This window comes from Nocardia sp. BMG111209, assembly GCF_000381925.1.
Classification (GTDB): Bacteria; Actinomycetota; Actinomycetes; order Mycobacteriales; family Mycobacteriaceae; genus Nocardia.
The window spans coordinates 1,469,155-1,489,703 of sequence record NZ_KB907308.1; the positions used below are offsets into that span (position 1 = coordinate 1,469,155).

At 68.3% G+C, this 20,549-nt stretch carries 1 protein-coding gene (running past one end of the window); it reads right to left on the reverse strand.

From position 1 onward, the window contains the following. Positions 1-20,549 carry the 3' end of a GntR family transcriptional regulator gene (locus tag G361_RS45455; RefSeq protein ID WP_019930921.1) on the reverse strand. 39,070 nt of this gene lie beyond the right edge of the window, so 20,549 of the gene's 59,619 nt are visible here — the last part of the coding sequence; its start codon lies beyond the right edge, outside the window — the gene reads right to left on this strand; it ends in the stop codon at positions 1-3.

The following is a 20,549-nucleotide window of genomic DNA, read 5'->3' on the forward strand; positions in this document are numbered from 1 at the left end:
CTACGGTTCACCGACGGTGACGCGGTCGGATTCCGTTCCCGCAGGCGCTGCCCCGGGTGCATCGGCACTCGGGAGCCGGTGTCCGAACTGCCGCGTGAATGTGGCGCGGAGTTCGTTCAGCAATATCTGCATCTCCGCACCGGCGGCATGTCGCAGATAGCGGAAGACGACCCTGAGCAGATACTGCTCCGAGCGCCTGCAGGCCACTTTCTTCATCAGTATGTTCGCCAGGTAACGCGTGTAGAGGTATTCGGGCGACTGATCGGGGAGTGAACGACATCCCGGATAATGTCCCGCCGACCACAGCCCGTCGAAGACGTGTTCGGCCAGATACACCATCTCGTCGTCCGACAACACTGTCGCCATGTATGTGAAATGCTGATCGGGCAGTGGCCGGCCACCGTTGTGCGACATTTCGCCGTGCCAGATGGCCGGCAATTGCGGAAGTTCGTCGAGGGAAAACGCGCGAACGAGCCGTTGCACGAGAGTCAGTTCACTCGTATCGCGCGGACCTGTCGTCGCCACCGCTCCGACTCGATACGTCCGGAACTTCCGCATCATGAAGGAATCCCCGCCGGGACCTTTGCTTCGTTCCTGTTCGAACATCAGCGGTCCGCGGTTCTCGGGGTGGATCAGCATGTCGGCCTTCAGGGCCGCGACCGTCATCAGGGCAACGGTCGCGTGCAGCGGGGCACGCCGCACCAACCGGCCGAGTTCGAAGACATCCCGTTCGGTCAGCTCGCCACGCCGGGCCATCCGGATCAGCCCGCGGACATGCTGCTCCCCGGCTTCGTGCCGCCGGGTCTCCAGCCATTCCTCGCCCTGCAATTCGCCGGGAACGGGCTCCGGCAGATCCGCGAAGTATTCGAAGCCGGGATATCGCACCAGCGCCGCCTTCAACTCCGCGACGGTCCATTCCTCCGGCGGCCTGCCGTCGTGATCCGGCATGTCCCCGAAATCGCGGGCCTCGCCCGCCGGACGACCCGATCCACCACGAGTGCCGAACGTTCCGGAATCCGAACGCCCTTCGCCCGCAGCATGTCCCAGCGCCCACGGCGGCACATCCCGCGACGGCCGGGCCACCGCCGGATCTCGCACCGCAGACGGATCCGGAGATCCGGGCGGGTTCGGCCCATCGTGCTCGGCCGGGGCCGACCCCGCCGGGGCCGGTTTCGGGCCGGCCGGCGGTTGTGCCCCACCGGCGGGCGGCGCGGGCCGGTGGCGATTCGCCACCATCGCGCCCTTGCCGTGCCGGATCTCCACATACCCTTCGTCGGCGAGCTGCCGGTAGACGCGGCCGATCGAGGTGCCCGAGGACATCCCCAGCAACTTCGCAAGTTCCTGCGCCGGAGGCAACAGTCGGCTCTCGGTCACACCGCCGGTTTCGATCGCCCGGCACAATTCGGTGTACACCGTCTCTCGCCAGCCGTGTCGGGTAGCTCGCAGCGCCAACGCATCGCGCGACGACGCGCTTGCGAGAACTTCCAGCAACTGTTCCGCCGTGATCGGTCGGCCGACGTTCGAGACATCCGTTCGGTCCCATTGCTCTCGGTCGGTCACGGTCGTGCCGACTCCCCGCTTGCCGACGACGTACCCTTCCGTCGCCAACTGACGGTAGGCGCGCCCGATCTGCGACTCCTCCGAGAGATTCATGGCCTCCGCGAATTCCCGCGCCGACGGCAGTTCGGTGCCGGAAGCGAGGAGGCCGGAACGAATCGCTCGGCGTATCGCGTCCGTCACCGCCGCGAACCAGCCGATGCGCGCGGCATCCTCGACGAGGCCTTCGCTGACCAGTCGTCGAACAACCGGATTCGGCGACACGCGTCGCAGTATCTCCCGAATCCGTTCGATGAGGTCCGTGGACATATCGAGGGTGATCCTCAGCTCCTCGCTCACCTCTTCGGGTGTGTACCCCTCGATGAAGTGCAGCGCCATTACTCGTACGGCCAGGCGCGGGGACGGAAAATCCGCCAACGCCGTCCGCAGCGCATCCACCACGGCAGGATCGGTCAGATCCGATTCCTCGGGCGACATCTGCGGAGACTCGACCCGATTCTCGACCAGCTTCGAAAACTCGATTTCGCGAGACTCCATCAAACCCAGAATGTACTGTACCGTCGATACATCGATTCTCAGTGCGGCAGCGATCTCGTCGTCGCCCGGCAGCTTTTCGCCGTTCTCCGTCGCTCTCCGCTGCAACCCGCGGATACGAATAATATGATTCAGCTCCTGCGGCTTCGCCAGCGGATATCTACTCTGGTAGTACGCACGGCTGACAGCCCAGCGGGCATGCGACCATGCCATCGGCCCGAAATGCCCCGGCGGGACGAAATGCTTGGTGGCAGCGAATATTTTCAGCGCAACGATCGAGGCGAGATCGTCATCCTCCAGACCACGAATTCTCCAGCCTCTCGTCGAGATTTCCGGCATCCACGCGTAGCGATCGTAGACGATGTTACGGATCCGCTTCTCCTCCGACGACCCGGGGCTCGTCGCGATCAATTTCCAGAACAACTCCTCCTCGTCGTGGTCTCGCACGCGGATGTCCGATCGCGAGTAGAAGCGGCGCAGCGCCGCAACCAAGACCTCGTTCGGCACATTCAACGCATCCCGGAATTTTCGCAGGTACTCGAGGCGCGGACGCAGATGCCGTTCGGCCGAGCGGACCGTGGATACCCGCACTCCGATCCGCTTCGCAAACTCGCCGGGCTGGGATCCGTAATGGTGGCGTACCGCCTCCAGCCACAGATTCATCGAGTCGTACCGTGCCGGATCGGGTACGCCGTTCCGGTCACCCGACTGCCCGCCGGTCGGGTACGCCGTGTGCTCGTTGTCGGTAACGGCTACGAGATCGCGATCGTCGTCGATCTGCGGCACGACGACCGCGGTGAGGATCCGATCCGCGGTCACGGCGACCCGGCCGGACATCTCGAGCAACGCCGGATCGATATTCGCGTCGTCGTCGACATCGATGTACGCGCGGAACGTCCACTCCTCCGGCGCGAAGACCAGCCGGATGTCCGACCAGACGATCCGGTGCGCGGTCTGCGTGAACCATGCCTTGTAGACAGCCTCTTTCGCGGAGAACAGCACGCGATCCCAATGAACACCGCCGTGCCGGCCGAACTCGGTGAGCCACCGGCGCTCCTCGGCGACCGCCACCGTGTCGAGCACTCCGTCCGGCAGCGGTGCGTGGTCCTCGGCATCGATACCGACCGACCGCACCGACCGCGAATCCGCAACCGCCGCAGCATAATAGCCATCTTTGTGCGTGATACTGCCCACGACACCGTCCGGCCACAGCGGAACCCCCTTGTGCCCGCGCAACACCGCGAAAGCTCCGTGACCTAGTCCGGCCAGCGCGCGCCGCGCGGCCGCGCGGCCGTTGATCAACTCCACCAGTCGCTTGTTCGCCTCGCGGCCGGTGACCAGGGCTTCCGCCTCTTCCGGCAGCAATTCACCGGCCGCCTCGCGCCCGACGATCTCGGCCGTGTGCAGTTCCGGCAGCAGCCGCGCCATCATCGGGACATCGGCCGCCGCCGCACCCGCACCGCCGAAAGTTCCGGAGTCCGAGCGTCCTTCGCTCGCGGCGTGCCCCAGTGCCCACGGCGGTACGTCCCGCGACGGCCGGGCCACTGCCGGATCTCTCGATTCGCGCGCCTTCGCCGGAGGCAGATCCAGATCGATGTCCGGAGTGGATGCCGGGGCCGGGGCGGTCAGGGCCGGGACGGCCGGCCGCTCGAGTGCTGCTGCCGCTTGCCTCGTCGCCACGATCACATCGGATTTCGCGGACAGTGCGCGGACGATCGTGGCCATTGCGGCGGGGCTCATGAAGTCGGCCACGGTGTCGCGCAGGTCGGTCAATTCGACCAGCAGCCGGGCGATTTCGCGGTGGGCGTCGCGGAAGGTCCGCTCCTGCGGGTAGCGGGTCGTGGCGGCGGCCAGGAGGTCGGCGGCGCGCTTCAGCAGGCCGAGTCCGGTGGCGGTGTCGCGGGTGCGGGTGAGGTGGTACACGGCGGTATCGAGCAGGCGCGTGAGCTCGGCCGCCCGCAACGGCGGGTCGGCGGTGCTCGTTACCGCGGCGGCGCCGGGTGGGGTGGCGAACAGCTCGACGACGGCACGATCGACGCCGGATTCTCTGCGGGACAGCAACATTCGGTCTATCTCGGTGACCGGGGCCGGAACCTCGCCGTGCGCGAACGGAGCCGCGATCACCATGGCGATGGCGCCGAAAATGCTGCGGTACTGCTCCTCCGGCTCGTCCCCGGGTGACAGCAGACGCCGACTCGCCGAGGGGATCAGACGCAGATTGTGTTCCAGCTGAAATTCCAGGCGACCCAGGCCCTCGGCGATGAAACCGGTCTGTCGCAGCACCGCGGCCGTGTCGATACACGCCGCCACGCTGTCGAACAGCGTTTCGGCCGCCGCTCGCATATCGCGGACGACCGGGATCCAGCCTTGCAGGTGGCCCACCGCGCCGAACAGGGTTTCGTAGTCCGGGACGTCGTCGGCAGGCGGAGTGTCTTCGCCGATTCGATATCGCAGTTCGAGCAACAGGATGTTGAGTGCGCGTGCGGCGCCGACGAATTCCGCGGCGGGAGGTGTCTCACCGCGACGCAGCATGTCGAGATGACCGGCCAGGGCCCAGTGCAGATGCCTGAGCGCGGTATGGGCGTCACTGTCGGTCAACTCCGCCATCCGATCGGAGAGTTCTTCGAAAGTGGCATTCGGGAGATCGGACATGTTCAATTCCGGCGGCGGCACGCTCGCGTCCGGAGCCATTGCCGACAGCGGCGCGGACTCCTGGGGTCCGTCGGCCACACTCGGGTTCCACGGCCGCCCCGAAGTCATCGAATAGCGGGTGTCGACGGGGAACGACCGCGCATAGCGCGGCAGCATGGGGAGCACCGGCGGGATCCCTGCCGCTGCGGGGGGTATCCGGGCACCGATCGCGCTCAGAAGATTCGGCATGAGACCGTTGTCCAGTGCCGAGACCACACTCGCACCGGTATCCCGCGCCGAAGCCCACTCCAGGCTGGCCGTCGTCCAGGCGACGACGTACTCGTTGTGCACGAATCCGATCTGTTCCGGTGTCAGCAGCCCGTACGACGCGGCCCGAGTCAGCCGGATGGTGTCGTGGATGAGCCGCTCGATCGCCCCCAGGATGCCGTAGGGCGGCTTTGCCCGGCCGATACCGGTCAGCAGGTGCAGGCGTCCCGCGTCGTAGTCGCGCGGCGCTACCCGCCACAGCTCCCAGTCCAGCACCACCACCTCGATCCGGCCGTCCACAGCGACGAGGAGCAGATTGCCGAAATGCGGGTCACCGTGGACGATCTGGCTGCGCACCGGATCCATCAGCCAAGACCACCTCACCACCGGCGCGAAGGGGTCGTGCCGAGGGATACGGAGGGCCGCGAAATACGCGCCGAATTCGTCGTACGCAGCTCGATACCGCTCCGTCTGTTCGGCCGCCACCTGCCGGATGAATTCGCCCGTATCGATGTGTGGCACCGGCACGGCGGCGAGCTCCCGATAGAGCTCGTCGAGTTCGCTCACCAAGAGCTCCACCGGCGGCGAGTCCATATCGGCGACACGCTGGGCGTCCTCGACGAATCCGAGGATCTGGACGCCGTGCACCCGCCGGCCGTCCGGCAGTACGACGCGGTCGAGCAGCCCGAACAGCCGGAGACCCCGGCGGACGCGGTATTTGGCGAGTATCTCGTAGATTCGCCATTCGAGTTCGGGCCTGGCGTCCAGTCCGTCGCCACCCGACAGCCGGATACGTACCAGGAATCGACCGGTTTCCGGATCACCGACGGGGATGTTGAGATTGTAGTTTCCGGCCATGGCCTGCGGCAGTTTTCGGAGTGCGGCTTCGACCAATCGCCGCGCGACGTCCTCGGGCATGGGCACACGGTGGTCCGCCGGGCCGGGAGACGCACCGCGGGGAAGGTATTCGGCGATCGTCAGCAACCCCGGGATCCGATCCGGCTCGGCCGGGCCCGCGTCGTGCCGCGCCGGGTCCGGGTGTTGCGGGCTCTCCGCCGCGAGCCGGGTCGCGAGGCGATACGCGACACGGTCCGCGATATCCGCGGCCGCTCGATCCGAGCGGCCGTGCCAGAACACTTCCAGAAAGGCGGCGAGCTGGTCGCTGTCGAATTCGGCGAGGTGCCGGTCCCATTGTTGCCGAGTCGCCAGGGCGATCGCTCGAATCAACGGGTTCGACGAATCGGCTTCCATACTCTTCGTCAATCGGATGAGTACCTGCTGCCGGTGCAGCGCGAAGCGCAATTGCCGGACCGCGAGGGTGTGGGCTGTCGAGGCGAGCGCGGCGCTGTCGTCGCCGACCGCAGCGGTGGCCTCCGCGATGATGTTCTGGGTGACGATTTCGCTGCCCACGACGCGCAGAATCTCCTCGAACAGCGCATCCGGGGTCAGCGGTCGTCCGGGTGCCCTCGCGACCGGTTCGCCCGGCACCGGGATCGCCGAGAACACCGGTTCCACACTCCAGGGCAGGGTGGGCCGATCCGATCGGGCATCCCCGGGGGTCGCCTGTAGTTCTGCCAGCCCCTGTGCCAGTTCGTCCCGCAGCCGGCTACCGACGACGAAATATTCGTGCGCGATCTCCGCGATCCGCGGTGTGCTGATGTGCACATGACGCTGTGTCCAGGCGGCGTTCTGCATTCGCGTGTGCAGGCGGTCGAGCGCCGCGGCTACGGCACGCAGGGACGGGTGGTCACCGAGTTGGTTCAGCTCGGTCAGGACATCGATGGCGCGCCGCAGGTTACGAAGTCCGGACACATGATCGGTGGTGTCGACCAGTTGATGCATCGCGATCGTCAGCAGATCGCGCACGTAATCGGCGCCGGTCTCGGCGCGGCGATCTCCTCCGGCATCCTGCGCTTGCGCGAAAGCTGTTGCGCGATCGGGCAATCGAGCGAAGGCGGTGGCGAGCACCGGATCGGGTTGCCGACGGGATCGCGTGTCCAGGTAGCTGTCGGCGAGATCCACCCGAAACAGCGTCTCGCGGCCGTTGCCGTCGGACCGGATCGCCATCGCGGTCGCAATGAGTTGTGCCCGTACCTTTTCGACGGATGGCCCCCGCAGCGCCGTGGCGAGATCGGTCAGGTGGTCGTAGATCTCGGCGAAACCGATCGGCAAGTCGTGCAGCGGATTGGGCGCGTATTGCAGGGCCCGGACCGTTCCGAGGACATTCGTGACCGCCTCCGCACTGCGGTGCATGTCGAACTCGAGGTCCGCCCAGCCGGTGACGGCACGCGCCGTGTCGACCAGATCCTGTTCATCCGTCCAATCCGGATCTCCCGATGCGACGAGTGCGGCCATCGCGGCACCGGATCTGGCTCGCAGCTCGGCCAGCACGGCGTTCAACGCCCGTCCCGGATCGGTCAGGTACGTCATCGGCGGCGTCTCGCCGCGCTCGACCGCCGCCGATCGTTCGGCGACCCGATCGCGCAGATCCACCATGGCTCGCCACGCCGCCGCGGTGGTGAGACCGGCTGTCCAGTCCCGCAATTCATCGGCCGTCACCGCGTCCCCGGCCGGGGCGGGAACCGGGTCGGCGGCCGGGCCGGCGGGGGCGCGGAGCTGGGGCACCTTCCGCTCGCGGCCGATCCGAGTCGTGGGTCCCGCGGATCGCGTCCAGTCGACGACGGTGTCCGGACCGATCGGGGACTCGGGAGTTCCGTTGCGGTGGAAGATGATCGCCGAGACGGTCGCGCCGCCCACCTCGAGCTCCGCCAGTTGCGCGAGGCGGTCGCGTGCCTGCGGTCCGGTGAAGTTGTGCTGTGCCGGTTCGCCGTCCGGTCTCGGGATCGTCTCGTGCAGCTGTAACCCACCCGTGTCGTCGGTGGTGATGCTGAAAGCGTGAGCGTCGACATAGTCGGGCCGATCGTCCCGGTACTGGATCGTCAGTATCGCCAGATCGGCGAGGTCGCCGGAATCCTCGATCCGGGCCACGAATTCGGCGATCGACCCGCCGGTCCATCGACCGTGCGCATATTGGGCGAGTTCACGTGCATGGATACCGATCTGCCGCATGATCGCGCGAGAGTCCGTGTCGGGGAGCGTGATCGGACAGGTCTCGCCGTAGCGTCCGCGGGCGAACTCCAGTTCGCCGACACCGCACAGTGCCTGCACCACAGAGCTGTTCGCAGGGCCGGCCGCACCACGCGCATCCGGGGGCACGGTCGTGAGGGGCTCGAGCATTTCGACGATCCGGTCCCGCATCGCTTCGATATTGCGCAGCTGGACACGGGTGTGTTCGAACAACTTCCGATCGCCCGGGGCGGTACTTCCTTCGAAGTGCTCGAGCGTACGGCGGCCGTCCGTGAGCCGGGCTTCGACCATCGCGAGGTCTTCCTCGAGTCGTAGCCGTTCTCGTGCAACGGCTTCGGCGTCGTTACCGCGCACGAGGGCATGACTGTCGAGGACACGCCAGGGTACCCCCGCGCGATCGAGTGCGGCGCGCAGTTCCGGATCGGGTGCTTCGGGAAGGTTGATGTGGTCGATATCGGCGAGCGTGATCCCACCGTGGATCTGGCTTTCGACGAACTGATGCTGCCGGAAGGCTCCACCGAGGTAGTCCCGGTTCATTCCGGCCAGCGGGCGATCCTCCTCCGGGGTATTCGCGGACAATGTTCCGACACAGAACGATTCCGGCTGCGGGTCGAGCAGCGGCGAGGGTATGGTCCGGGCCGGTTTACCGCCGATCCTGGAACCGGAGTAGACGAGTGAATCGCCGACACAGAAAGTGGCGCGCTCGCGGACATCCTGCTTCAGCACCAGCTCGATCCGGCCGTACATCGCCAGACTTTCCGTCTGCAATCCGACCCGGCCGCCGGGCGAACCGGCTGAGATGCCGGCGTCCGACAGCCCGGCCGGGTGTTCACCGGCGATGAGCACATACCCGTAGACCGGCCGAGAACGCGGATCCATGTCCTCGGGGTTGCCGAACCACCGGTCCTCCAGCCGCGCCACGTCCGCGCGGAAACCACCTCCCAGCGTCCCCTCGAACTGCGTGGTGAAGCGACCGGCGGCGAGCAGACCGAACAACGCCTCGGGTCTGATCCGGACCGCCAGCGGCTTGCCCTCGACCAGATCGCTGAGTTCGCGCGTCATCCGCGCCTCGACCTCGGCGACACTCAGACCGAGGTCAGCGGCCAGACGTCCGGCCTGCTGCATCACGGCGTGCCGCTGCACGAGTTGGCCTCGTACGGCGGGATCGCGTGCTTGTGGGTAGCGGGCGAAGAAATCCTCGTTGCGCCGCGCGACCTCGGGTGTGCGGTCCGGATCACCGAAAGCCGCCTGTCCGAATTCGTACAGCCGGATGTAGTCGTCGAGCATCGCGCGGTCCAGGGCGCGGATGATCGGCCGCGGCCGGGCTCGCTCGGGCCCCACCGCGACGGGTGCCGCATCGGGGACCTGCGGTACCGCCGATTCGTCCGCGTCGGCGGCACCCGGCTCGAACAGGTCCAGCACTGCGGGCAGGTTCCTGGCCAGTGCCGAATGCACCTCACCGCGGCCGGCCATCGCGATCAGCTCGTCGCGGCTCACCCACCGGGCCTCCGCGACTTCCGTGTCGTCCACGATCGGATCGAACCGTTCCCTCGTCTCGGCGACGAGGACATGGTATTTCCAACCGCGGGGTCCGTGGATCACGTGCGTCCCCGTATGCGCCAAACCGGCGAGGTACTCGGCGTTCGCGCCGAGCTCCTCGCTCATCTCCCGGGCCGCCCCCTGGGCCGGGGTCTCCGCCGAACACAGTGCGCCACCGGGGAGTTGCCAATTGTGCTGGGAATAACCGGAGTTCGACCGGCAGACCAAGAACCGCTCCGCGCCGAACCGGTCCACGTGCCGCACCAGAACACCCGCCGCACCGTAATGACCCCAGTACCCGGGCTCGACTTCACGGTCGCCGGACATTCCGGGGTCGTCGACGATCCGGAACGGATATTCAGGTTCGTCCGGTGTCGCAACCCGATTCGGCCCCGAGATCGGTTCGCGGGCAGGCTCGGTGCGCTCGGTCGATTCGCGGCCGATCCGGGTCCGGGGACCCGGGGATCGTGTCCAGTCGACGGCACTGTCCGGACCGATCGGAGATTCGGGAGTTCCGTTGCGGTGGAAGACGATCGCCGAGACGGCCGCTCCGGCGGCCTCGAGTTCCGCCAGTCGGTCGAGGTAGCGGTAGGCCGGTAATCCGGTGAAGTTGTGGTGTTCCGGCTCGCCGTCCGTCCGCGGGGTCACGTGATGCACATGCAACGCGCCGGTGGCATCGGTTGTGAGGCTGAGGGTGTGGGCGTCGATGTCGTCGGGTCGGTCGTCCCGGTATTGGATGGTCAGTAGTGCCAAGTCGGCCGGGTCGCCGACGTCCGCGATACGGCGGACGAATGCGCCGATCGATCCGCTCGTCCATCGACCGTGGGCGTACTGGGCGAGTTCGCGTGGGTGAATCCCGATCTGCCGCATGATCGCACCGGCGGCCGGATCCGGGAGCGTGATCGGGCAGGTTTCGCCGTAGCGCTCGCGGGCGAAGCCCAGTTCCGCCACTCCACAGAGTGCCTGCACCACAGCGTGGTTCGCGGTATCCGGCTCGGTGTCGTCGAGTCCGTCGCGGTCACGCAGATGCTCCGCGACGGCGCGTGCCAGAACCCGAGCCGGAGTCGACCGGACCAGTTCCCGGTCCGCGTCTCCTCCGGGCCGGGCCTGGGCATCGTCGAGCAGCAGCGCCGAAAGCCGCGCGACCGCACGATAATAGGTTCGTCCGTGGTTCGGTCCGAGCGTTGCGGTCAGTTCCCCGGCCGGCAGATTCCGCAGCAGTCTTCCCTCGATGGCGGCGCGCTGATTGTCCCCCAGTTGGGCGAGGCAGCGGTCGAATGCCTCGACATCGTTGTCGCGAGCATCCTGAACCACCGCCAACGGTTCTTTGCCTGCCCGCTCCTCCAGCAGGCGGGCGAGTCGCAGAAAAGCGGTGCGCTGTGCCGTCCGCACCGCACCCGCCGAGCGACCCAACAGCTCTGCGGTTCGCTGGACCGGCAGCTCGTGCGCGAACCGAAGTCCCAGCAGTCGTTGCGGCTCCGGCGCGAGTTGCTCGAGGCACTCGATCACAGCGTCCGCATCGTTGTCCATCGCGTCCCGCACCACCCGGGGTAGCCGCGCCACGATACTGCTGCGGCGCAGCGCTGCCACCAATTCCGCGGTCGGCACCTCGGGGTGCGATTCCGTGGGTACGGCAGATTCGGCCGTGCCCGGCTCCCGGGTCGCGATTCCGGTCCGAGTGCGAGCCTCGGCCACGAGGTTCCGGACGTTGAGGACGACCCAGCCCTCGAGATCCCGGGTACCGATCTGATCGATCCGCCGCACCGCGTTCGCGCACGCCGCATCGTAGATCTCCCGGGCCGTCCCCGGTGACCGCACATTGGCCCGGACCCACGGAAACACGTTGTGCGCGAAGTGTTGCCGGAGCAGGGCGACGGCTTCCTCCGCGTGCCCCCGCGCGAGGAGTTCGTCGAACCGCTGCCGGATCGAGTCTCCGGATCCGTCCTGGTTGCCGGGACGGCCACGGACCCAGCCACCGCCGTCGGCACGAGTTTCGCCGAGGCGGCGTACCTCTTCGCGGTCCGGCGCTCGCAGTCGGGGATCCTCGTCGACCGGCTGCTCGGCCGTCGCGGTATTCGCGACGGGGGCCGGGGACGCGTCGGCGATCCGGCTTGTCCGGGCGGCACCCGGTGCCCACGGCGAAGGCTTCGGCGATGTGTCCTGCGTCGGTGCGGGCCGGTCCCCGGCGGGGCGATCCGGCCGGAGCCCGGCCAGAACGGGATCGAGGGCGGATCGCAGGGCGGCCGGAATCGGGTAACCGAGCCACTCGGCGGCCAGCAGGATGAGTTGCTCGGCATCGGAGTGGTCGGGCGCCGCCCGGCGGAGCGCCACGCTGACCGTCGACTGCGGCACTCCCGCGAGGTGTGCGATGTGACGCTGTGTCGGTCTGCCGGTGAATCCGGTGGCCAGGAAATCGAGATAGCGCATGCGCAGCAGCGGGAACCCGGCGACGGACATGGCGGCATCGGGCAGGGATTCCGGTGCGCCACCCGCCGCGTGTTCGAAAGCTACTGCCGCGAAGTACTTTTCGAGCGCCTCGAGCAGGGGCGCGCAGGACGGTGCGCTGTGGGCCAGTCGCCGGAATTCCGCGAGCCGGTCGGCGGCCGGGGGGTGCCGGTGCGGTGCCTGATCGGACCGTCCGAGTATCCCGTCCAGTTCCCGCATCAACACTTCGTTGTGCTCGGCCGACCGCTTGCGGTGCGCTTCGAGCTTCGCCTGCTGCCCGACCGTGGCCGCGTCCTCGCCCGCGGCCGCCCGGGTGACGAGCTCGATCCGGTGGTGATGGGCGAGCCACCGACTCATCCACCCGGTGAGGTCCTCGAGCCGCACCTCCCGCAAGGCCCGCTCCGGCATCACCGACAGATGGCGTTGAATCATGTTGACCGCCAGTCGCATCGGCCCCGGAACGATATGTTCCGCCGGAGCCGGCAGGAGGGCGTTCGGAGCGGCGAGGTCCCGGGCCGTCCGGTCGGCGATCACCTGGTCCAGATTCGCTGCGGGGGCGACTCCGTCCAGCGCTGCGACCGCGTCGCGGTAGGCCTCGAGAATGTGCAGCGGTACGTCTTCCGGGGACAGTTTGCCGGCGAGCGAATACTCCAGCAGGCCCTTCAATTCCGACAGGATGGCGACGGAGATGTCGAACGGGGACCGCACCGGATCCAGGGCCGAGCGATGTCCGAAACGCAGATACGCGTCGAGGGCGAGGAATACCGCGCTGCCGTCCTCGGGATTACCGTAGGACAGCAGGAAGATCTTTCCGTCCTGTTCGAGCTCCGGAATGCGTTCGGGGGTCAGCACCCAGGCGGAGTCGAAACGTAGATAGTCGTAGACCTGTTCGAGCGCGGCCATGAATCGGGCGGTGTCGACTCCCGCGTCCCGCAGGTCGTGGAGCCACGTGTCGAGCGGATCGTCCTCGGTGACCGCATCCGGGGAATTGCGCACCGACAATTCGCCCCAACGCCGGAATGCGAACTGATCGACCGGCTCCGTGGCGTCGGGCTTCCGCACCCACGGCGACGGTGCGGGGGCTGCACCGGCTGCGGGGTCGTCCACCGCGGACCGCACCTCCGACGTCGGCCGACTGCCGGAAACCCCTCCGGCCTCGGTGAAGTCGCGCTCGACCTCGAGATATTTCTCGGCCGATTCCAGGCCACGTCGCTGTTTCGAGGTGAGGGTTCCGGTGCGCTCGCGTGCCCGCAATCCGACGGCGAGTTCCTGCACCCGTTGCCGGAACGGCTTCCCGGCGTCGTGGCGGGCCCAGCTGTCGCCGCCGAGTTCGATCAATTCGGCTCTGAGGCGCTGCAATTCGGCCCGCCGTCCGGCCAGGTATTGCGCGACCGTATTCGAGGCGCCGTCCGGGTCCCGCCGGTTGCCGGGGGCGAAGCCACCGCCGGTCGCGTAGGTCACGGCGAGTTGCTCCGGGCGACTCTTCCCTCGCTCGAACCGGCGGCCGTGATCGAGCGGATTGCCGTCGAGGCCGAGGGGGTCGTCGGCGTCGGGCACCCTCATCGAACCCCGCAGCGGGCGTGCGGATCCGGAGCCGGTGCTCGGGGCACGAGTCTCGGCGCGTGTGGGAACACGGCCTGCCGCGGCGCTCCACGGGGTTCCCGCGGCGGCCGGTGGCTCGGCGGAATTCGTTGCGGCAGTGGTCTTTTCGGTCGTGTCTGCGGGTCCGGCCAGCGCCGCCGCCGCGACGGTGACATCGTCGCGGCCGCCCGCCTCGATGGCGGCTCGCACGAGAGCGCGGGGGACGGCGCTGATATCGCCGTCGGACTCCGCGAGCGCCTCACGGAGAATGTCCGCGAGGGGCGTGGGGTCGTCCGGGCTGATCGGCTCCCACATTCCGTCCGAGGTCACCACGACGATGCCGGGGCCGGAGACGCCCTCGACCGTCGTCGCATGCGATTGCAGCCCGTCCAGGGAACGGCCGAGGCAATGGGTGAGGCCGCCGCCGAACGGCGAATGCTCGGCCTGCTCGCGGGAGAAACCCAATCCGTCCATGACCCTCTGGACGTTCGAGTCGTCGACGGTCAGCTGCTGCGCGGGTTGCCCGTCCAGCGGTATCCAGTACACCCGGCTGTCGCCGACCCAGTCGACGGTGAGCCGGCCGGATTCCAGCAACGCGACGGCGATCGTGGTGGCGGGGGAACTGTCGGCGCCGGCTTCGGGGTCCAGGGCGAGCACTGCCTCCTGGGCGGCCGCCACCGCACCCCGGACCGTGGCGACGGGGTCGATCCGGCCGGTGCGGGCGGCCCGATCCAGCGCCGCGGCAACGTATTCGCGCGCGGCCTCCTGGCCGGCGGCGGAGGCGCGGTGACCGCCGCGCGGCCTGGACAGCCCGTCGAAGACGAGCATCGCCGTGACCTCCTCGCCGCCGACGGTCGCCGTCAGCAGCAGGAAGGCATCCTCGTTGTCCGGGTGGTCCGGACTTCGAACACTCGCTGCCGCAACCGAACCCAGGTCCTCCTGGCTGAGCTCGGCTTCGACGTACTCGCGCGGGGAAAGGCCCGAACCCAGGCGTTCATCGAGTTCGTGAGCGCGAGCCGTGGCGGCGCGCAGCCGCTGCGCGGCATCCTCTCTCGCTCGTTCCGAGGTGTCGGCCTCCTCGATGCTGCGCACCATGGCGCCCATCAGCCATGCGTCGAGTCGTTCCCGCAGGGGGCCGAGTCGCCGGATCGCCCTGTCGTATTGCTGCGCGATGTTGTCCGATGTGGTGTGCGGCAGCATCGAGACGGTCTCGAGCCAACTGGTGAGGCCCTGCAGCGCATGGTAATCCGCCACCGAAGGATCCGACGCGCTCCCGTCGAGCGGGTCGTCGTCGTCGACGCGCTGCGCGGCGACGGTCGTGTCGGTGAAAATCAGGTCGTTGACGAGGTCCACCTGCGCGATGTCCGCGCTGCTCAGTTCGGCCAGCGCACCGACTGCCGCGGGTCGTGCGCCGGGATCTCGGTGGGCAGCGGCCAGTATCGCGGCGAGGCGACCGACCGTGAGAAGCGCGGCCTGGATGTCGGCCGCCCGCACGGCGTCGGCCGCGTGACGCGCGAGTTCCGCGGTAGCCGAGGATATTTCGTCGACGGTCGCGGCGAACTCGGTCAGACCTCGCAGGCGTTCCGCGGAGATCCGCTGGGCTCGGCCACGCCGGGCAGCTCGGAGTTCGGCCAGCCGGACCGTTGTCGAGCTCGGCCGGCCCGCCGGGCCGGTGCTCGAATCCTCCTGTGTGCGATACGGATTGCCGGAGACCACGGGCTTCGGCGGCGCCGCGGTGTAGGCCGGATGTGCGGGGTAGGTCGTCGCCGAACCGCCACTGCCCTGCTCCCGGCCGATCCTGGTGGTGGGGCCGGCGGTCCGGGTCCAGTCGACGACCTGATCGGGACCCAGCGGGATCTCGGGAATTCCGTTGCGGTGGAAGATGATCGCCGAGGCGGAGCCCCCGGCGGATTCGACGGCGGCGAGTTGCGCCAGCCGGCGGCGGGCCCGAACTCCGGTGTGGTTGTGGTGTTCCAGCTCGCCATCCGCACCCGCGATGGTTTCGTGCAGGTGCAGCCCGCCGTCGTCGCCGGTCGTGACGGTGAGGACGTGGCCGTCGATCTCGTCGGGCCGGGCATTCGGGTTCTGGATCGCCAGGATCGCCAGATCGGCCACGTCGTCGGGATCCTCGATGCGGGAGATGAAATGCGCGAGCGTTCCACTCGCCCACTGTGCGTGGGCGTACTGCGCGAGTTCACGCGGATGCAGGCCGGCCAGCCGGACGATCGCCAGGGTGTCGTCGTCGGGCAGCGTGATGGGACTGTTGTCGCCGTAGCGTTCGGCGGCGAATCTCAATTCGGCTGTGCCGCACAGGGCCGGCAGTGCGGCGACGGCGTCCGTCCGGGCCGCGGTACTGCCGGCCGCCACCACCGGCCCGCTGTCGGCGAGCGTGCGCGGTTCGTCGCGGAAACGGATCCGCGTCGTGAAGACTCCGCGCATTCCCGGCGGGTATTTGCTGGTGGCGTCCAGCGGCTCGGACTGCTTTTCCCCGGCCGCGACATTCTCGCCGGCGTGAGCGATCTCGAACCGTATCCCCTCGCTGTCGAGGAAGACCGCGAATTCCACCGAGCCGTCCGTTCGGGCCCGCACCTCGAGCAGCAACTCCTCGGCGGCGGACACCGCGGCGGCCCGGTCGGCGGCCGACCGGTCGAACAGGAGATCGCGGATCAGATCCCCGATCACCGACACCGCGGAGTCCGTGGCGATATCGGCCGAGACGGGTATGTGCCACGCCTCCGCCGGCCGCTCGGGCCGGGCCGGCCGGCTCGCCATCTCCTCGTCCGAGTAATACGTGATGACCATGACGCCGAGGCCGTGCTCGGCGTAGGAGATCGACTCCCCCGCACCGGGGAAATCGTGGGCTTCGAGCACCCGGACCGATTTCACCCGCGGGTCCGAACGGATGATCTCCAGATACGGCACCCGCAGCCAGGCCGTGTTCGGGAACAACACATCGCCCGCGTAATAACCCTTGCCTCTGCCTTCCGGGCCCGCCTCGTCCTGGTCGTTCAGCATGAAAGCGATGACGCTGCATTCGCGCGCCGCCGCCATCGCGCGCGTGAATCCCGTCAATGCGTCCGAGAGTTCCCAGCTGAGCGAGTCGTGGACCCAGGTCATCTGGGACATCGCCCAGCGCCGCTCCGGCAGTGTGAAGATATTTCCCCGGGTGGGTGTGGCCTCGCTCAGGAGCTCCGATATCACGGCGTCGATTCGGTCGTTCGAACTGTCCGCGTCGATCCCCGAGTCGTGGTCCGGGTAGTACCGGGACATGATCTCGGCGATCGCCGGAACCCATTGCCGCCAGATCCCGCGACTGTCGAATGTCCGGGGGATGCCGTGGACATCGATGTACCGCTGCCGCCCCGAACTGCGCGTGGCCTGCAACGCCTCCCATTCCTGCTTGTTCCCCTCGTAGAGAATCTGCTCGAAACCGCCTCGCACGAAGGCGGACGTGCCCAGCTCGTAGCCGAGCGCATTACCGCCGCCGATGTCCCCGGCGCTCTCGAACTGCCCCGGCGCGAAGCCCTCGGTTCGCAGGAACCGGATGATGGCGTCGTTGATCGTGAGGTCGTGGCTGTAGATCCGGTGCACGAACCGCGGCAGATCGAACGCACCCGGCCGGTAATGGTCCGCGGGCACGAAGACCCCGTCGACCCACTCGCCGACGTAATTGCGCAGAATGTATTCCTCTGCGCCCCATTCCTGCTCGGCCTCGAAGGCATCCGATTCGCCGGCCGGTCCGGCGGCCGGATCGCCGGTGACGTCCGCCAATTCGTCGGTGGATTCGACGAGGCGGTCCGCCGCCTCGTGCCGGATCCGCCGATAGCGCATGACCAGGTGATACGGGTCCCAGGATTTCGCATACTGCCGCGAGACGAATTCCAGGAATCGGAAGGACCTGCCCTGGGCCTGCGGCCATTTCCGGACGATCAGTTCCTGCAACCGCGCGATCTCGCCGAGCATCACCGAGTACTCCAGGTGCCCGCGGCTCACGTAATAGGACGGGGAGGGCCGCGTTCCGAACCCGTAGAACCGCGCGATCCGGGCCGCGTCCAACAGCTTCCGGACCTCGTCCCGCGAGCTCTCCGGAGCGGAATCACCGCGATGCCCGGCGATGGTCGTGTGCGCGAATTCGCGAATCAGATCCGGATCGACGGGCTCGTCCTCGGCGAGATCGTAGCGGGAGCGCACCAGACGTTCCACGTCCGCCAGTGCGGACAACGACATGCGAGCGGTATCGGCCGGCATACCGGTGAGACCCATGATCCGGTGCAACCCCGCGCTCCAGCCGGCGAATTCGCGCAGCTGATGGATATTCGGCGGGAACCGATCGAAATCGTCCTCGGCCCGATAACGCGCGATCGCCGCCAGGACCGTCCGCACGTTCATCTCCGCGGCCGGCCGTTCCGGCGGCCAGTCCAGGACCACTCGTAGCCGCTTACCGAACTCCTCGACATCGGGCACGAACAGTTCCGGGCTGCCGAACTCGTTGTCGAGCCACCGCATCAGACCGTCCAATTCACCGGGCGAATCCACGCCGCCGAATTCACCGGACAAGGCCAGCAATGCCGCCCAGCGCGCGGGATCCTCGAGACCGGCGAGGTATCGCTGCGCGGCGGTCCGGAAGCGCTCGACGCGCCACGACCGGTCCTCCCGCACCTGCGCCAGCACTGCCCGGACAGCGGCCGGACCACCCGAGCCGACGGTCGTACCCAGGCTGGTTGCCAGCTCGGCGACCCGGCGGCGCAGTCCGTCCAGGTCGATGACGGATTCGTACGGTTCATCCGGGTGCAGCCGGACTGTCCCTGTCGTGTAGCGGGCCCGATGCCATACCGCGATTCGCAGGCTCCGCCCGTCCGGCTCCAGCCGGATCTCCAGTCCCATCCCGCGACTCACCTTCGACCGCAGGGCATCGGCGCCGAACACCCGCACGGCGACGTCGCTCGCCGCCGCCGCGACCGGTTCGGTTCCGCCCAGCAGTTCGGTCACCAGAACGCGCACCGCGTCGTCGAGGTGATGCCGTTCGGTGGTGTCGTCGAGGTAGCGCCAGATCCGGATTCCGGTGCCGGACGGGGTCGCGATGATCGTCACCTCGTCGCGCTGGGACCGGTTGACCACGGCGAGTTGCACCGACGACGTGCCCGATGCCCGGGCCTCGACCCCGACCTCCACCCAGGGCAGGCGAGTGGGGTCGAGGTCGTATCCGTTGTCCAGACTGCGTTGACCGAAGTACGCGACCGCGCGCCGGATCATCGCGCTCCGCGATTCGAGCGCGAGATCGATCACGCTGCCGACCGAGGTGTGCACCTCGGCGAACGGTATTCCGCTCTGTTCCAGGCGGTTCACGAGCGGCGCCACCAGGTCGGCGGCCACCACCCCGCCGCCCCACCGCAGCCGGAACACCATCGACCGGTCGATGTTCTCGCTCGCGACTTCGACCGACACGTCGTCGTCGCGTACCTCCAGGATCACCGACGCCGTCGTGGCGCGTGAACTCCCCGGGTACTCGAACACCCGGCGCGCCAGATCGTGTACCGCCGCCGAGGTCGCCGCCACCCGTTCCTGCGGCCGACCGTGCATCGCGGTAGCCACGACGGCCTCGACGTGGCTGCGCGACACGTCGCTCGGCAGCATCATCGTCACGGGTCCGCCACCGTCCGGCGTCGCGGCGGGATCGAGTCCGGAAAGGCCGGCGTGACCGGGCTCGTCCGGGCCGAAGAACATCGCTTTCACCGGCCGCTCCGGCGGACCGAAATCGCCCTGCCCGGAACGGATCTCGATATCGCGCAGGTTCGCCCCGGACCACCACAGCGCCACGACCCGGTCACCGGAACCGCGCAACAGCAGGTAGGCCCCCGGACCGTCCCCGGAGTCCGGATGATGACCGGCCACCACGGCCCATGTTCCTGCGGGGGTGGCGAGCAGCCGGCCGAGCAGTCGGTCCCGCGGGCTCACACCGGATTCGGTTGTGTCCGCGCCGAATTCGCCGAACGGCACGGGAGCGGTCGGTGCGTATCGGACGTCGGACACGGACAGGGTCGATCGGGGACGTCGTTTCACGATCTGTTCGAGATGGCCGAGCAGGATCAGCCGGCGGGCCGTCACGGCCACCGGGCCCCGTTCCCGGGTGGCTCGTTCGACCATGTGCCGCAACGGTTTCCGGTCCAACTCGGCGGGTTCCAGGCCCAGCGCCGCCAGTTGCTCCCGATCCGGTGTCGCGCCGAGCGCTTCGGCCAGCAGCCATCCGGCCAGCCACACCTGGAAGCCGTCCAGTTCGCGCTGGGTGCCGGTGCCGCCGGTGAGGACCGCGGCGATCGTGTCCACGAGCATGGGGATTTCGGCCGTGCCGGAAGCAGCAACGATGTCCCGCAGGACATCCAGTGGATCGACGTCGGCGACGAAGATGCCGCCGGACGGGTCCGGCACCCCGAGCAGCGCCCGGAGTTCGTCGCTCAGTTCTTCCGCGCGGTCGGCCAGCCCGGCACGCAGCCGCTCGTCGACGCGACCCGTTTCGATCGCCGTGGCAGTCGCGCGGTCGGCCTCCTCGAAGTATTCGATCTGCTCCTTCAGCCAGCGCAGCAGCCGGGCGATGTCCAGCTCGATCGGGCCCGGCGGCATCTCCGTACCGCGAACCGTCTGGGCGAGCATGGTCACGGCCTGGCGCAGCCGGGCGGGTTCCAGTAGGCGTGGGGAGATGTCCAGCAGTTCGGCGGCATCGGCCACGGCCGGGCGCGCACGCATGCGATCGATCTCGGCGCGAAGATCCGGCAACGCGGTGGATTCGTCGGCGGCCGAGTCGATTTCGTCGTCGTCGACCGCATTCGCTGCCGTCGGCGGGGCCGAGCCCGAGTACGCGGCGACCAGCTCGACGAGGTGCTGCCACACCACCTGTTCACCCTCGGTGAGCC